This is a genomic window from Pseudohaliea sp. (assembly GCF_054552115.1).
In genome coordinates, this window is sequence record NZ_JBTOLW010000014.1 from 51,397 (window position 1) to 66,061 (window position 14,665).

A 14,665-nucleotide genomic window follows, 5' to 3' on the forward strand; every position below is an offset into this window, starting at 1 on the left:
CGCCGCCGGGCGCCCGCCTCAGAAGCTGCTGCGCAGGGTCACCGAGACCTGCAGGTCATCGACGTCGCGCCCGCCGGTACGCAACGGGGCAGCGAGATCAATGTGGATCATGCCGCTCGTCGGCAGGCGGGTTGGCATGAGCCGCAGGCCGATGCCGGCGTTGGCCAGCCAGCCGTTCTCCTCATCGTCCGGGTCATCCGGGAACCAGGCCCGTCCTGCATCGATAAAGGCGGCGGCTCCCCAGCGGAACAGCCGGAGTGGCTCCCCGGAGGCGTACCAGCGCTCCTCCAGGCGCAGCCGCAGGCGCCGGTCACCCTGCTGGTAGCGTTGCGGGTAACCGCGCAGCCCGAGATCGCCACCCAGCTGCAGCTGCACGTCTTCCGTCAGGCCCCTGGCCCAGGTTGCGTCGAGGGCGGCGTAGAAGCGCCAGCTGTCCGTCTGCAGATGGTGCAACTCGGTCGCGGCGGTGGCGAAAACGTTCTCCGCCTCGCCGTCGGAGGTGGTCACGGCACCGCTCACGGACACCGCGCCCGAGAGGATGATCGACTCCCGCGGGCGGATGGCATCGCGCCAGGCTGCCTCGAAGATCACCCGGCCGTCGTCCGCCCCCGGCGTATCCGGCGATAAACCGATGCGGCCCGACAGGCGCCGGCCCAGGTGCACGTCCTGCGGGCGGCCGATGAGCGCCAGGTTCGGGATCGGGACGAAATCGTCCTCGATGGTCTCGAAACCGACGAAGGGATAGGCCGCGCTGCGGTCATCGGGGAGTTCCGCGGGCTGCAGCGGCCCCGGCGCCCGGTCGAAGCGATAATCCCACCAGGCCAGGCCCGCCTCCCAGCGGCGCACGTGGCCGTTCACCCGACCCGTGGACCCGGCAAACTGCAGCTCGCCGCTGTGCAGCTGCTGGCGAAACTCCACGACCCGGTCGCCGGCATCGAAGAGCGGCTGGATCCGCTCGTCCACGGTGAGGCGAAGCCCCAGGCTGCGGCGCTCGTCGAGGGAGCGGAAGGGATGACGCAGGTGCAGGTTCAGGCGGTGGCCGTCATCGTTGTCGGCGGCATCGAGATTGAGCCGCCAGGCGCTGCCGGCCACGGCGGGATCGAAGAAGTAGGCGCCGTAGCCACTGCGGTCGACGTCCTCGGTGAAGAGGAACCCGAGGGTCTCGCCGCGACCGACGAGGTTCTCGTCCTCGATGCCGAGGGACCAGCTCGATTCGCCGCCGCTGCGATCGAACGATACGGTGGGCAGGATCGTCCAGACGTCCCGGGTCACCACGGCGAGGTCCACCCGCTCGCCGCAGCGGCGGACCGGCACCACCCGGGCATCGTAGAGCCAGTCCACGGAACGCAGCACCCGCTCCGCCTCGACCAGCTCCAGGGGCACGAAGTCCTCGCCCTCCAGCAGGAAGGGCAGCTGCTCGCGGATCGTCTGCTCCCGCGTAAGCACGTGCAGGCCGTTGGCGAGGCGGAACAGCGCATTGTCCTGCGTCGGATCCGTGAGATCGAAGACCTGCTCACGCCGGGTGGTGAGACGGCCGACCACACCGCCACCGGCCAGCTCACCGCCGATGCCGGCAGGGATCGCCTCAAGCTGGCCCGCTGCGGCCTCCCCGGCCCAGGGCAGCGCCTCGCAGCTTTCCTCCGGCCACGCCGGCGTGGCCAGCACGCACAGCAGCAGGATCCCGAGGCGGCACTGGCGGACGCGCTCAGGCACTGTTCACCGCGACGGTACCGATTCCCGCAGCCAGGCAGAGACCCGGGCCAGCCCGGCGTCGAGATCCGCTGTGGCACCGGCATAGCCGATACGCAGGTAGCCCTCCATGCCCATGGCAGACCCCGGTGTGAACAGCACGCCGGTATCGCGGAGCAGCCTTTCGCAGAACTCCCGGCTCGAAAGCCCCGTGTCGATGGCCACCAGCGCCGTGGTGCCGGCCCGCGGGGTGACCAGGCGCGCCTGCGCTTCGGCGTCCACCCAGGCCTGAAGCCGCGCCAGGTTGCGGCGCACGATCTCCCGGGAACGGGCGAGGATCCGGTCTGAGTGCCTGAGCGCGAGGGTGGCGAAGTAGTCATCGACCATGCTGACACTGATGGTGCTGTAATCGCGGTGGACCTCGACCGCCGCCAGCACGTCGCCCGGCCCGACGATCCAGCCGAGGCGCAGCCCGGCCAGGGAAAAGGCCTTGGAGGTCGAGCCGGTGCTGATACCGCGCTCGTAGAGGTCGGCGATCGAGGGCGCGCGCTCTTCCTGCTCGGTGCCGCGGTAGACCTCGTCGCAGAGCAGCCAGGCACCGCGTTCCCGCGCCAGGGCCACGAGGCGCTCGAGGCCGTCGCGCTCGATCAGCGCACCGGTCGGATTGTTGGGGTTGGTGAGGGCGATAAGGCGTGTGTCAGGGCGCAACGCACGCTCCAGCTCGGCGAGATCGGGGAGCCAGCCGTGCTCAGGGCGCAGCGGGAGCTCGGTGACCTCGGCGCCGAGGGCGCGCGGGATGGCGGTATGCTGCTGGTAGGTCGGCGTGATCGACAGCACGTGGTCCCCGGCGCCCACCAGCGCGCTGTACAGCAGGTGGTTGGCACCGATGGTGCCGTGGGTGATGAGCACATTGCCCGGACCCTGGCGGTCGTACAGCGCCGCCACGGCGCCGCGCAGCGCCTCGCTGCCGGTGATCGCCCCGTAGGTGAGCTTCATGCTGCCGAGGTCGTCGGCCACCGCAGCCCAGTCGCTGCCGGCGATTGCCAGCAATTCGGCAACGGTCAGGCTGTCGACACAGGTTTCGGCGAGATTGAACTCGCAGTGGTTCTCCCAGCGGTTCATCCACTGCTCGACGCCGAAGGGCTCAATGTCCATGGTATTTACCTCCGGGCAACAGGGGCCCGGGCCGACGCCGGCCCGCGAAAGCTGTCACGGCGCAGGGACCTCCCGGGGGCGGACGCATCGCTGCAGCTCTCCCGGCGCAGACGCCGTACCCTAGGGGCAGGCTAGGGCCGGGTGGCGCCGGCCACCGGGCCGGTGAACAGCGGGTGCCCATCCCCGTCGAAATCGAGGACGTGAATGCCCTCCCACGGCGGCGCATCGCTATGCGTTGCCACCAGCGCCTTCTGCTGGCTCCACTTCACCACGTCGAAGCAAAGCTCGGCAATCTCGCCGGGCGAGTAGTGCCGCTCCAGCTCTTCCCGCAGCGCGGGCCCGGCATCCGCGGGCACAAGAATCAGCGTGTCGACCAGGTGCAGCGCTGCGACCTGCGCATCGGTGAAGCCGCCCTGCTCGTAGCGGGCGACGCGCTCTGCCATGGACTCCTCGAAGCCATTGTCCAGCGCACTGCGCTGGCGAAGGGAGCCGCAGAGCCGGCAGTGATGTACCTGGGCACAGCGAAGGCGGACAAGCTCGCTGGTCAGCGGGTCGACGGCATCGGCGAGCACCGCCTGGGCGGCGAAAGCCGCGATAACCCCTGCAATGACCTCCGCGATCACCGCCTCGCTGTCCCCTGCCGCCTCCGCCGCAGGCATCCCGTCACCGGCCCTTGCGGCCTCACCGCTGCCCGCGAGCACGACCGGTGCCACCTGCTGCAGCCGCAGCGCCATATCAACCAGGTACAGGCTGTTGACCAGCGCGTTGACCGCGCCGGCACCCATTGCCTCGCCCAGGGCCGCTACCTGCGCTTCACTGATGCCGTTCACGTCCACGGCGAACTGTTCCGCCAGCGCCAGCGCCTGGCGCTCGGTATCAGTGCAGTCGGCCGGTGCCTGCCGGACCGCGCGCTGCTGGGTCGCCTGCAGCCGTGCGCGGCAGAGCGCGAGAAGGCGCGGGTCGACCAGCGGCAGCACGGTATCGGCCGCGCGCTGGTAGGCGCTGCTGGTCGCCGGCTGGAGCGCAATCAGCGCGGAGGGTACCTCTACCATTGCGGTTCTCCTTAGCATGGCATAGGGATCGAGGGGCTTGCCGCGGACAGCTTACCAGCTCAGCTCAACCTCGATCTTTCCGCCGCCATCCTCGACCTCCACCTCGAGTTCAAGCTCGACGCGGTCCGGCACACGCACCTCGATGCGCTTGCCACTGCGCTCCAGGGTGAGGCCGTTGTGACGCTCCAGCGCATCGGCGATGGCGCGCAAGCGCGCCGCAGCTGCCTCGCGCTGAAGCAGTTGCCTTTCTTCAATTTCCAGGATTTCCATGGCTGTGTTCCCCGGCCGCTTTCCCGGCCCTGAGCATGGCACGGGACGGGAAAGCCCGCCAGCCGCAGCGCGCCCGGGCGCAGAGGAAGATGCCGTGGAAACCGGGTTTACGCGAAAAGCGGCGCGCGTAAACTGGGCGGCAGACTCCCGGTGCCTCCAACATGCTGAAAGTCTTCTTCCTGCTCAGCGGCGTGATTGCCCTCGTGGTGGTGATCCACTACGAGTTTCTCTACCGCTTCACGGTCATCATGCCGCGCCTCAATGTGCGCCATCGCTTCCGCATCGTGTTCGGCGTGCTGGCCGCGCTGATCGCGCATGCCGTCGAGGTGTGGATCTTCGGGCTGCTCTACCTCTACATGCACCGCAGCGACCACTGGGGGGAACTGCTGGGCAACTACAGCGGCACCCTGCTCGACGCGGTGTACTATTCGTTCACAACTTATACCACCCTCGGGATCGGCGATATCGAGCCCCACGGCGACATCCGCTATGCCACCGGCCTCGAATCGCTGGTGGGGCTGGTCCTGATCACCTGGACCGCGTCCTTCCTCTACCTCGAGATGACGCGCTACTGGGACCGGGACTAGGCCACTGATCCAGAACACTGCCAGGGAGGGCACAACCATGGCACAGCTGACGCTGAGAGCGGCAGAACCGGCAGACTGCGCACAGATCCTCGCCTTCATCCAGGGCCTTGCGGAGTATGAGCGTGAGCCGGACGCCGTGGAGGCGACCGAGGCGCACCTAGAGCGCACCCTGTTCGCCGCCGAACCGAAGGCCTTCGGCATCATGGCAGAGCTCGACGGGGTCCCCGCCGGTTTTGCCGTCTATTTCTACAACTACTCGACCTGGCTCGGCCGCCACGGCCTTTACCTGGAGGACCTGTTCGTCACGCCGGCGATGCGCGGCCGCGGCGTCGGGCTGGCCCTGCTCCGGCACCTGGCTGGCATCGCCGTCGCCGAGGGCTGCGGCCGCTTCGAGTGGATGGTGCTCGACTGGAACGAGCCGGCGATCGAGTTCTACCGCGCTGCGGGTGCCGTCCCCCTGGAGGAATGGACCGTCTACCGCCTGAGCGGGGAGGCGCTCGCAGACTTCGCCGGCAAGAACGGCGGGACAGCCTGAGGGCCGCTTTTGCGCTTTTTGCGTCGAACAGCCCGGCTACTGCGATGAAGCAGCAAGGAAAACGCCGCGCGGCCGGGGGCAGAGCCCTATAATGGCGGCATGACCCTGGACGACCTCCTGCAGGACAAGCGCCGGCTCTTCTGGGTGCTCCAGTTCATCGGCTGGAGCGGCTGGGCGATGTCTTTCTACCTGGGGGTCCTGGTCTGGGGCGAGCCGCCGGAGAACTACACCTGGTACCTGCCGGTCGTCTCCGCCATCGGCCTCGCGATCACCCTCGGCCTGCGCTGGCTCTACCAGCTCACCTGGGAAGCCTCCCTGGGGCGGCGCGTCTTCGCCATTCTCGCCGGGTCCTGGTGCGCCGGCGCCGCCTGGATGGCCTGCCGGTCAACCATTTTCGCCAGCGCCTTCCCCGAGGAGCACGCCGCCCAGGACACCGGGAAGAGCGAATTCCTTTCCTATTTCAGTGGCTCGGTCTCGGCCTTCTGGGTCATGCTGGTGTGGAGCGCGCTCTACTTCGGCATCAAGTACTACCTGTTGGCCCAGGAGGAGAAGCAGCGCAGCCTCAAGGCGATGAGCATGGCCCAGGACGCACAGCTCAAGATGCTGCGCTACCAGCTCAACCCGCACTTCCTCTTCAACACGCTCAACGCCATCTCCACGCTCATCCTCGACCGGGACACGAAACTCGCCAACGACATGGTCATGCGCCTGTCGCGCTTCCTCCGCTACTCGCTGGACAACGACCCGATGCAGCGGGTCACGGTCGCCGAGGAAGTGGACGCGCTGAAGCTGTACCTCGACATCGAGCAGGTCCGCTTCGGCGAGCGGCTGACGCTGCATTTCAACATCGACCGCCGGGCCGCCGACGCGCTGATCCCGAGCCTGCTCCTGCAGCCCATCGTCGAGAACTCCATCAAGTATGCCATCGCCCAGTCCGTGGGCGGCGGCAGCATCGGCGTCTCGGCGAGCATCGTCGACGGGCAGCTGCAGCTGGAAGTGGCTGACGACGGCCCGGGACTGGACCTGCGCAACGGCCGCCTGCCGAAGGGCGGCGGTGTCGGCCTGGTCAATATCCGCGAGCGCCTGAAGCAGCTCTACGGCGACCGCCAGTCCTTCCGGCTGTCCACGACAGAGCCGCACGGGCTCACCATTACCATCACCCTGCCTGTAGAGCGCAACGTTCCGGGGGACCCGTCGCCATGAACAAGCTCACCGCCATCATCGTCGACGACGAGAACCTCGCCCGCCGCGGCCTCGCCGTGCGCCTGCAGCAGCTGCCGCAGGTGGAGGTGGTGGCCGAGTGCGCCAACGGCGAGGAAGCGCTTGCCGCCATCGCGCAGCACACCCCGGACCTGGTGTTCCTCGACATCCAGATGCCCGGCATGGATGGCTTCCAGGTCGTGAACGAACTCCAGGGCGACACCATGCCCATGGTGGTCTTCGTCACCGCCTACGATGAGTACGCCGTGGACGCCTTCCGCGTGCACGCGGTCGACTACGTGCTCAAGCCCATCGACGACGACCGGCTGCACGAGGCCGTGGAGCGCGCCGTCGCGCACCGGGACCAGCAGGCGAGCAGCGAGAGCAAGGAAAAACTCGTGAAGCTGGTGATGAGCATCACCGGCGAGAGCGCCAGCGGCGTGGAGGGCATGCTCGAAGGCGGCGGCCCGGAAAGCTGGCCGGAGAAAATCACCATCAAGGACGGCAACGACATCCGCTTCATCCGCGTCACGGATATCCGCTGGGTCGACGCCGCCGGCGACTACATGTGCATCCACGCCGGGGGCGAGACGCACATCATGCGCATCACCATGAAGCAGATCGAGGCCATGCTGAACCCCGCCGTGTTCCTGCGCGTGCACCGCTCCACCCTGGTCAACACCGGCTGCATCACCGGGGCGCAGACCCTCGACAACGGCGAGTTCCTCCTCAACCTCGAGGGCGGCGCCCAGCTCAAGGTCAGCCGCAGTTACCGGGAGCGCATCCGCGAGTTCCTCGCCCGCTGACCGCGGCGCCGCTCACAGGTCCGGGGCGTCCACGGCCTTCGCGGCCTCCTGCGCGGCCCGCTCCGCCTCAACGGTCGCCTGCGTCAGGCGCACCGTCCGGTACCAGTTGTCGCCGAGCAGGCGCCGCTGGTCATAGACGGCGAAGCGCATGCTGTACACGCCGCCGTCGTCGCGGGGCCTCAGGTCGACGGCCACGGTGAATCCGCAGCCCGGCGCGACCCAGCGCGGCGACAGCCCGTAGTAGGCGACCTCGCCGCTGTGGTCCTGGCGCGCAGCCGGGGTGACGACGTCGCAGGCGCCCCCCGCCGCGTCGGCGATACGCTCGCCCTCCGCGGTAAAGGCCCACTGCAGGGCGAGCCGGTTGTCCGTGCGTACGGACGGCGGCCCGTACTTGCTGACCAGCGCATCGGTGACCTTGTCTATGTGGGGCCGCGCACCGCGCGGGAAGGTCAGCTCGCGACCGATGAAGACCAGCTCGGCATCGGCCCCATCGGGCCGCAGCGGCGGCTTGTCCGGGATCGCGGGCAGCGCATCCAGTTTCTCCTGCCGCTCCTGTGCCAGGCTGGCGCGACGGGCGGCCAGCTCTTGCTGCCCGTTTCGCGAGCCTGTGCGCCGGCTTGCGGCACGGTATTCCTCGCGAATGGCACGCTCCTGCTGCGCCCTCTCCCGGGCCAGCGTGTCGATTTCCTCGCGGCGGGCGAGCACGGCCGGGTCCTGGGCTACTGCCATCTCGGCCGGTGACTGGGCCTCGAATTGCAGGGACAGTGATTCGGCGGGGCGGCTACCGTCCTTGCCGGCCTTTAGCTCGACGACCTGGACCAGCGACAGCGTCCCCTTGCCGTTGGCCGTCGAGATCATGCGCCATTCATGGGTCATTTCCGGCTCGCGATCGATTCGGGCCAGCGCATCCTCGTAGCTCATGCCCAGGAAGAAATCGACGACGTCGTAGCCTTTGCGGCGCTCCCCCGCGAGGCTCCACGCCTTGCGCGGCCAGGCCCGGGTTCGGCGTTCCAGCCTGCCGCCATAGACCCGTTCCCCCGCTTTCATGCCAGGTGCGTCTTCCCAGCGCAGGCGCACCTGCCCGTCACCGCCGAGGCGCAGCGTGGCGCGGCTGCCGCAGCGGCTCTGCCCGGTCAGGAAACGGGCGCTGTACTCTCCCCCGGCCCCTTCGAGCTCCGCCACGCAGTCGCCGGTACCTCCCGAGTAGCGCAGGAGCTTCGTGGCGCCCGCCAGGGTGACCCGCAGGCCGCCGTGGGAGCCAATGGACTTCTTGCCGGCAGGCGAGAGCTGCCCCTGCCATTCGCCATCGGACGGCGCCCCGGCAGGCCCGCCCCCGGGGTCGGCGACGGCGGCCTCCGCCTCTCCGGAAGGCTTCGCAACCGGCGTCGCGCCGCCACCGACCGCTTCCGCGACCGCTGTCCCACCAGCCTCCCGGGTTTCGTCCACCACCTCTTCCACGGCTTTCTTCGCCTGTTCCTTCAGCTTGTCGAGCAGGCCGGCATGAGCCATGGCCGGCGCCGCAAGCGCCAGCGCGCTGCACAGGAGCAGGGCGGGCACCCGTGCCCGGCAGCTGTCGTCGATTCTCTTCACTGGTCTGTTCCTCCCTTGTCGTCGTCGCCCCCGCCCCGCGGCGGGACGCCAGCCGGCAGCCGCGCACCGCCGCCGGGACTCCGTGGCCTCAGGCCGCCCGCAGGTCGTCGGCAGGCGCCGGTGCCGCCATGGCCCTCGCGGTGCGGCGCGTGTTGTCGGCGATATCGATCAACAGGAACAGCGCCCCGAAAATCGCGACCGACAGCACGGCGCCGGCCAGCGCACCGACGACAAAACCGGTAAACCCGCCCATGGTGGCGGTGCCGGCGGCGCCCAGGCCGAGGACAACCAGGATGATCGCCACGTAGGCGATGGCTTCCAGGGATTTCACGATCAGTGTTCTCATGACGGCTCTCCTTGCAGTTGCCCTGTTTCGGGGCGGCGGCGCCGGGCTTCCGGTGCCGGGCAGCCGCGCAGCCCCCGGGTAATGACGCTGCCCGACCGGCGGGCGGAATGCGTCGCGCGAAATCGGCAGAAATGAGGAGAAGCCGAGACAGGACGCAGATTTTCCCGCTAGGCTTTGCCCTGATCGCACTGGAACAAGAACGAAGCCATGGGGCGGGCCGGCGAGGACAGCGAGGAGAACAACGGTCGGGAAACGAAGCGCCGGGGGGTAAGGGCGTCCCGGACCCGGCTGGAGCACGCCCTCGCCAACAGCGACCTCGAAAAAAAGACGCAGATCGCCCTCGCCAACCGGATCGCCGACCTGGAGGAGCTGGAGCAGGCGCCGCGGGACCTGGTCAGTCGCATCTTCCGCGAACAGCGCGTGGATGCGCGCAGCATTGAGCGGGTCGCCGGGGCATTGGGTGTTCCGGCAGAAACGCTCTACAAGGCGGTCGACGACGACCCGGCGTCAGCAGCGGACGGGGACCCGCCACGGCCGCGCCCCCGCCGCCTCCTCGTCCCCGCCGTCCTGGGGCTGCTCGCGGTCGCCGCCGGGGTGCTCATCTTCCGGGAGCTGCCCGTCGTTGCCGAGGCCCGCTGCAGCCTGGGCGAATGGCTGCAGACATCCGCGACGCCGGAAGACCGGCTGGGCGTAGTGATCGCGGGCTTCCCGGGTGATCGGGACGACGTCGCGAGTGCCCTGCTCTCACGCTCCCTGCGCAGTGATCCGGCGCTGGCACCGTACCTCAGCGTGTTCCGCAGCTGCCGGCGCTTCGACCCCGACGGCGTGGGTGCCATCGAGGAACGGGAAAAGGCGATCCGCGCGCGCGCCCGCCGGATCCTCCAGCGCCGGGACGCCGAGGCCTTGCTCTGGGGCAGTGTCCGCGACGGCAAGGCGCGGGTGCGCATCGTCAGCAACCGCTCGGGCCTGGCCAGCGCGACCGTCGGCGTCTCCGGCAAGCCGATACGGGTGGAAGAGGCGCGGGTGGAAGTCCCCGTGCCCCTGGACCGGCCCGAGGCGGCGCTGGCCGACCTGAAGGCGATGATGCTGGCCCTCATGGCGCCGGACAGCGAGCGGCGCCGGCAGCTGCAGGCCGAGGCGTCCCGCTCCTTCGCCATCTCGCTGGACTGGATTCGAGCCTCCGTGGTGTCGCTGCGCAATCTGCGCCGCCGCATAGACCCCTCGCTGGACCCGCGCCGCTTCGCCATGGTCGCCAACCAGCTCTGCTACGAGGAGCGCCTGCTAGGCGACGTGGACGACGACGTCGCACGTTACCGGGCCGCGGAGCGAGCCTGCACCGATGCGGTGGAAGCGCGTCCGAAAGCGCTGTTCCCCCTCGACTGGGCCGTCGCCCGCATCAACCGGGCCTCGGTGCGCATCCGGCTGCACCGCTTTGCCCCCGACCGGGCCGGCGCCCTGGAACGCCTCGCCGCCGCCCGCGAGGACCTGGAAGCCGGCGGCGGCCTCCTCGACCGGCATTTGACCCCCCAGCTCTGGGCCCTGTCCCGGCGCAACCTCGCCGTCCTCTTCGAACGCCTGGGCGAACTCGGTGCCGAGGGCCGCCCCGGCCACTTCTTCGAACGCTCCGTCGACGCGTCCGCCGCCGCCCTGGAGGTACTCAACGCGGACTTCCAACCCGTCGACTGGGCGATTACCCAGCAGAACTACTGCCTCGCGCTGTATCAGCACGGTATCCGCCTCGGCCGTGCCGGCCGCGACAGGGTGCTCGAGGCGCGGGGCCGTTGCGCGCTGGCCCTGGAAAAGCTGCCCCGGAGCGGCGCGCCGCTGTCCTGGGCAATGGTCCAGAACAACCTCGCCGTCACCGAGGCGATCCTCGGCGACCTGGAGCAAAGCGTCGACCGCCTGCGGGCAGCGCGCTCTGCCTTCACCGCCGCACAGACGGTCTACAGCCGGGACCGGCTCCCGGCAAAATGGGCCGAGGTCGAGATCAACCTGGCGGAGCTCGCCTGCAACATCCACCGCCTGGGCGGCGACGAACGGGAGCTGGACATCGCCACGGAGCATGGCGAAGGCGCCCTCGAGGTTCTGAACGACAGGGGTATCGAGCGCTACCGGCGCTACACCCGGGCGCTGCTCGGACGGATTGCAGCCTGCCGCGCAGCGGGCCCCGGTAACTGCCGGTGCAGCCCCTGAGCGGAGCGGTCACTGGCACCCGTCCCGTGGAGGCCGAGGCTGGCACCGCCCGGGACGCTCCCCTAGACTGGCGCCATGACACCGGCGCCTACCCACCACAGCCTGCCCGATGCGGCCGCCAGCCGGGCTCGCCTGGACGCCCGGATCCTCGCTGCCCGCAGCTTCCCGCCTCCACCGGAGCCCGCGCCGCGCCCGGCGCAGGTCACCGTGACCGAGGTGCCGGAGGTGCGCGCCGGCGCGTTGACCGGCCCGCTCCTCCGCGATGCCATCGCGGCCAGCGGTGCGCTGCTGGTGCGCGGCCTTCTGCCCGGGGCACACCATGCGCCCCTGCGCTCGGCCATCGACGCGGTGCTGGCGGCCGACGGCGGGCTGGGCACGCCCTGGTTCGACCCGCCGCCGGCGCTGCTTGCGGCCATGCCCGCGCGGGAACTGGCCATCTCGCGAGCCTTCCACCGCAGCTCGGGGTCCGCCATGTGTGCCGAGGCACCTGCCGTCGCGGAGTACCTGCTGGCCCTTTATGAGACCCTGGGGCTGAACACCCTTGCCGCACACTGCCTGGGCGGCCGCCCCTGCCTGTCGGTGAAAAAATGGGTACTGCGCCGCAGCCATAAGGCGGTGGAGGAAGCGGGCTGGCACCAGGACGGCGCCTTCATGGGCGCGGGAATCCAGAGCATCAACCTGTGGTTGCCCCTGACCGTCTGCGGCGCCGACACGGGTGCGCCGGGGCTCGACATCGTCCCCGCGCGCATCGACGGTCTGCTGCGCGACGGTGAGGGCACCTTCGACTGGAGCGTAAGCCCTGCTTACGTGAAGCGGGAGCTGCCGCCTGCGGAAAGCCCCCGCTTTGCCGCCGGCGACGCCCTGTTCTTCGACCATTTCTTCCTGCACCGCACGCAGTACCGGCCGCAGTTCAGCCGCCCGCGCTACGCTGTCGAGACCTGGTTCTTCGCCGAGGGCCGGGCGCCGGCCAACCAGGTGCCGCTCAGCTGGCGCTGAAGAGCCCTCAGCGGAGATAAACAGCCCTCAGCGGAGATAAACAACCCTCAGCCGAGGTAAACAGCCCTCAGCTCGCGTCGGCAAGCCGGATCATTCCCGGCTCCGCCGCCACACATTCGCCGATTACCGCCGCACCCAACTTTGCTGCCTCGAGCACGCGCCGCGCCTCGGGCACCCCCGCGGGCGGCAGGGCCAGGAGCAGACCGCCGGCGGTCTGCGGGTCGAACAGGAGCTGCTGGCGCACCGGGTCACCCGCACCCAGCACCCGCGCGCCCCAGGCGGCGAGGTTGGCCGGCGCCGCCGTGCTGCGCAGCCCGGCCGCGATGGCGACTTCGGCGCCGGGCAGCACCGGCAGCGCGGCGAGGTCCAGCGTCGCCCCGAGCTCGTCACAGAGCATCTCGCAGAGGTGGCCCGCGAGGCCGAAACCGGTGACATCCGTGGCCGCGTGGGCACCGCCGGCAACGGCGGCGTCCAGGGCAGCCGCCTGGCTCGCGCCCAGGAGCGCCAGGGCGCGATCGATGTCCCGCCCGTCGGCGGCCAGTTGCATGTGCGCCGCGAACAGCACGCCGACCCCCAGCGGGCGGGTGAGCAGGAGCGCATCGCCGGCCTGCGCGCCGCGCTTGCGCAGCGGGTCTTTCGTCGCCACCTCGCCGGTCACGGCGAACCCCAGCTGCCACTCGGGCCCCTGCAGGCTGTGGCCCCCGAGAAGCACGCAGTCCGCCTCCGCGAAGGCGGCGAGCGCGCCGGCGAGCACCTGGCGGAGGTCCCGCGCCTGCACGCTCGCCGCCGCAAAGGGCAGGGTAAGGGCGGCAAGCGCCGCCCGCGGCCGGGCGCCGCTCGCGTAAAGATCATTGAGGGCGTGCTGGGCGGCGATGCGGCCCATCAGCCACGGATCGTCGACCAGCGCGCGCAGCGTATCCAGGCTCTGCAGGAGGGTCCCGCCCGCCTGCGGCAGCGCCGCCGCGTCCTCCGCCGCGCCGCCCGCCGGCAGGCAGTGGTCCGGGAAGTCGGCCCGCAGGGCTGCGAGAGCCTCGGCCAGCGGATCACCCCCGACCTTGGCGCCGCAGCCCCCGCAGGGGGCCTGGGCCGGCACCGTATCCTCCCGCCCGGCCTGCATGCGCGGCAGCTCGCTGAAGCGCCGCATGAAGGAGCGGTCGATCCGGTCTTTCCAGCGCCAGACCCAGTGCCCGGTCGCGCTCAACGGGCCGCGGTCCGCGGTAGCGCGCTGCTCGCCCAGGGACAGGAGCGAGAGGAAACGCTGCTGGGGCCGGTGCTCGCGCAGGGCGACGCCGGTGAGGCTGGCGCGCAGGTTGCGGGCGAGCACGGGGCCCTGGCGCACGGCGTAAACACCCGCCTTGGGCCGCGGGTGGTTGACCTGGGTGGCGATATCCCCGGCGCCGAAGATGCGCCCGTCATCCACGCTGCGCAGCGTGTCGTCCACTGCGAGGAAGCCGCGCTCGTCCACCGCCAGCCCGCTGGCCCTGACCCAGGGCGCGGCCGCTGCCGCCGTACACCAGTACAGGCTGTCGAAGCGCTCGCGGCGGCCATCCTCGAGGCTGAGTTCGCCCGCATGGACCTCGGCGACCCGCGCCCCCTCCTCGAGCGTGACGCCGAGGCGGCTGATGGCGTCCCGTGCCGCGGCCCGGGCGGCGCGGTGATAGCCGGGCAGCAACTCGCCGCCGCAGTACAGGACCAGGGTCGCGCCGCTGCCGGCGAGGGCATGAGCCATGGCGAGCGCCAGCTCCAGCCCGCCCGCGCCGCCGCCGACGACGGCGATGCGCTGGCCGCCGTGGGCCGCGAGGCCCGCCTGCCAGCGCTGCCAGAACTCCGCCACGGGCTTCACCGGCACCGCGTGCTCGCAGGCGCCGGGGACGACGTCCAGGGTGGGCTGGGAGCCGATATCGAGGCTGAGCAGGTCATAGCCCAGGGGCGGCCGCTCCGCGAAGTGAAGTTCCCGCCGCGCCGGGTCCAGGGCCGTGACTGCATCGCGCAGGAAGCGCACCCCGGCCCACTGGCAGAGGCGCGCCAGGTCGATGTGCGTGTCCTCGAAGCGGTAATGGCCGGCGACGAGCCCCGGAAGCATACCCGAGTAGGGTGTGTGGCTCGCGGGGGAGACCAGGGTCAGCCGCGCACCGGGTACGGGGTTCATGGCCAGCATGCGCAGCACCAGCGCATGGGCGTGACCACCGCCCACGAGGACGAGGTCACGGGTGATTTCTGTCGGCGTCAGCACGCTGTCACTCCTG

Annotated in this window: 13 protein-coding genes; 6 read left to right on the forward strand and 7 right to left on the reverse strand. The window is 70.3% G+C overall.

Annotated features, from left to right (window positions below; all coding sequences use genetic code 11):
• Window positions 1-18: 18 nt before the first annotated feature.
• The 4 genes from ACX93N_RS08810 to ACX93N_RS08825 all read right to left on the reverse strand — a co-directional run bounded on the left by ACX93N_RS08810 (window position 19) and on the right by ACX93N_RS08825 (window position 4,166).
• Entirely contained in the window at window positions 19-1,713 is a 1,695-nt protein-coding gene (locus tag ACX93N_RS08810) for a BamA/TamA family outer membrane protein (RefSeq protein WP_459428041.1), read from the reverse strand.
• A 3-nt stretch (window positions 1,714-1,716) separates the two neighbouring features.
• The gene (locus ACX93N_RS08815) at window positions 1,717-2,844 is read right to left on the reverse strand and encodes an aminotransferase (protein WP_459428042.1); all 1,128 of its coding nucleotides are present in this window, start codon (window positions 2,842-2,844) and stop codon (window positions 1,717-1,719) included.
• Between the two features lie 131 nt (window positions 2,845-2,975).
• On the reverse strand, window positions 2,976-3,896 hold the full coding sequence (locus ACX93N_RS08820) for a carboxymuconolactone decarboxylase family protein (protein WP_459428043.1): 921 nt from the start codon (window positions 3,894-3,896) through the stop codon (window positions 2,976-2,978).
• Window positions 3,897-3,947: 51 nt separating this feature from the next.
• The gene (locus tag ACX93N_RS08825; RefSeq protein WP_459428044.1) at window positions 3,948-4,166 is read right to left on the reverse strand and encodes an amphi-Trp domain-containing protein; all 219 of its coding nucleotides are present in this window, start codon (window positions 4,164-4,166) and stop codon (window positions 3,948-3,950) included.
• Between the two features lie 161 nt (window positions 4,167-4,327).
• Between ACX93N_RS08825 and ACX93N_RS08830 the strand changes: the two genes are divergently transcribed.
• From ACX93N_RS08830 to ACX93N_RS08845, 4 genes are all read left to right on the forward strand, one after another.
• Window positions 4,328-4,753, forward strand: a complete 426-nt coding sequence (locus ACX93N_RS08830) for a potassium channel family protein (protein WP_459428045.1) — start codon at window positions 4,328-4,330, stop codon at window positions 4,751-4,753.
• A gap of 7 nt (window positions 4,754-4,760) precedes the next feature.
• Window positions 4,761-5,288, forward strand: a complete 528-nt coding sequence (locus ACX93N_RS08835; RefSeq protein WP_459428071.1) for a GNAT family N-acetyltransferase — start codon at window positions 4,761-4,763, stop codon at window positions 5,286-5,288.
• A 99-nt stretch (window positions 5,289-5,387) separates the two neighbouring features.
• Window positions 5,388-6,491, forward strand: a complete 1,104-nt coding sequence (locus tag ACX93N_RS08840) for a sensor histidine kinase (protein WP_459428046.1) — start codon at window positions 5,388-5,390, stop codon at window positions 6,489-6,491.
• On the forward strand, window positions 6,488-7,294 hold the full coding sequence (locus tag ACX93N_RS08845) for a LytR/AlgR family response regulator transcription factor (RefSeq protein WP_459428047.1): 807 nt from the start codon (window positions 6,488-6,490) through the stop codon (window positions 7,292-7,294). Before ACX93N_RS08840 ends, ACX93N_RS08845 begins: the two co-directional genes overlap by 4 nt.
• 12 nt (window positions 7,295-7,306) lie before the next feature.
• Here the strand turns inward: ACX93N_RS08845 and ACX93N_RS08850 are convergent, their stop codons facing one another.
• Together ACX93N_RS08850 and ACX93N_RS08855 are read right to left on the reverse strand one after the other, a co-directional pair.
• Window positions 7,307-8,884 (reverse strand): hypothetical protein, encoded by a 1,578-nt coding sequence (locus ACX93N_RS08850; RefSeq protein WP_459428048.1) that lies wholly within the window; start codon window positions 8,882-8,884, stop codon window positions 7,307-7,309.
• A gap of 88 nt (window positions 8,885-8,972) precedes the next feature.
• Complete coding sequence (locus ACX93N_RS08855; protein WP_459428049.1) at window positions 8,973-9,230, reverse strand: hypothetical protein; 258 nt, start codon at window positions 9,228-9,230, stop codon at window positions 8,973-8,975.
• Window positions 9,231-9,437: 207 nt separating this feature from the next.
• Here ACX93N_RS08855 and ACX93N_RS08860 point away from each other — a divergent pair, with 207 nt between their 5' ends.
• Together ACX93N_RS08860 and ACX93N_RS08865 are read left to right on the forward strand one after the other, a co-directional pair.
• The gene (locus ACX93N_RS08860) at window positions 9,438-11,423 is read left to right on the forward strand and encodes a hypothetical protein (protein ID WP_459428050.1); all 1,986 of its coding nucleotides are present in this window, start codon (window positions 9,438-9,440) and stop codon (window positions 11,421-11,423) included.
• A gap of 75 nt (window positions 11,424-11,498) precedes the next feature.
• Complete coding sequence (locus ACX93N_RS08865) at window positions 11,499-12,419, forward strand: phytanoyl-CoA dioxygenase family protein (protein ID WP_459428051.1); 921 nt, start codon at window positions 11,499-11,501, stop codon at window positions 12,417-12,419.
• A gap of 67 nt (window positions 12,420-12,486) precedes the next feature.
• Here the strand turns inward: ACX93N_RS08865 and selD are convergent, their stop codons facing one another.
• Window positions 12,487-14,652: a selenide, water dikinase SelD gene (gene selD / locus ACX93N_RS08870; RefSeq protein WP_459428052.1), complete on the reverse strand. Its 2,166-nt coding sequence runs from the start codon at window positions 14,650-14,652 to the stop codon at window positions 12,487-12,489.
• Between the last annotated feature and the right edge of the window lie 13 nt (window positions 14,653-14,665).

What these genes read in the sequence shown, in the direction of transcription:
- ACX93N_RS08845 (WP_459428047.1), top strand. Translation starts at nt 6,488, where the DNA reads ATGAACAAGCTCACCGCCATCATCGTCGACGACGAGAACCTCGCCCGC.
- ACX93N_RS08815 (WP_459428042.1), bottom strand. Translation starts at nt 2,844, where the DNA reads ATGGACATTGAGCCCTTCGGCGTCGAGCAGTGGATGAACCGCTGGGAG.
- ACX93N_RS08865 (WP_459428051.1), top strand. Translation starts at nt 11,499, where the DNA reads ATGACACCGGCGCCTACCCACCACAGCCTGCCCGATGCGGCCGCCAGC.
- ACX93N_RS08840 (WP_459428046.1), top strand. Translation starts at nt 5,388, where the DNA reads ATGACCCTGGACGACCTCCTGCAGGACAAGCGCCGGCTCTTCTGGGTG.
- ACX93N_RS08830 (WP_459428045.1), top strand. Translation starts at nt 4,328, where the DNA reads ATGCTGAAAGTCTTCTTCCTGCTCAGCGGCGTGATTGCCCTCGTGGTG.
- ACX93N_RS08820 (WP_459428043.1), bottom strand. Translation starts at nt 3,896, where the DNA reads ATGGTAGAGGTACCCTCCGCGCTGATTGCGCTCCAGCCGGCGACCAGC.
- ACX93N_RS08860 (WP_459428050.1), top strand. Translation starts at nt 9,438, where the DNA reads ATGGGGCGGGCCGGCGAGGACAGCGAGGAGAACAACGGTCGGGAAACG.
- ACX93N_RS08855 (WP_459428049.1), bottom strand. Translation starts at nt 9,230, where the DNA reads ATGAGAACACTGATCGTGAAATCCCTGGAAGCCATCGCCTACGTGGCG.
- ACX93N_RS08825 (WP_459428044.1), bottom strand. Translation starts at nt 4,166, where the DNA reads ATGGAAATCCTGGAAATTGAAGAAAGGCAACTGCTTCAGCGCGAGGCA.